The organism is Methylobacterium sp. C33D, from assembly GCF_053345825.1.
On record NZ_JBKFAV010000147.1, the window covers coordinates 1 to 360 of the forward strand.

At 76.9% G+C, this 360-nt stretch carries 1 protein-coding gene; it reads right to left on the minus strand.

The genetic code is table 11. From position 1 onward, the window contains the following. The coding region (locus ACLBXO_RS31790; RefSeq protein ID WP_447687924.1) for a sugar phosphate nucleotidyltransferase at nucleotides 1-360 on the minus strand (360 nt) is incomplete at both ends.

The window sequence follows — 360 nt, forward strand, 5'->3', positions numbered from 1 at the left end:
GCCGGCTTGGGTAGGCTTCTCGACGAAGCGGGCGACGCGGGCCGCGCCCTCGGCCTCGGTGATCGGCTCGCCGCGGCGGATGTAGCCGTAATCGGTGGCCGGCCGGTCGGGCTCGATGCCGAGCGTGATCGTGTAGCCGGCGCGCGCCCCGGCGGCGGCGCGGCGCACGGCGTCCACGAAGGCCGCCGTGTCGGGCACGACGTGGTCGGCGGCCATGATCAGCACCACGGCCTGCGGGCCGCTGGCGGCGGCGTGCAGCGCCGCCACCGCCACCGCCGCGGCGGAGTCGCGGCCCTGCGGCTCCAGCAGGATGTCGGCCGAGAGACCGAGCTGGTCGCGCTGCTCGGCGACGATGAAGCG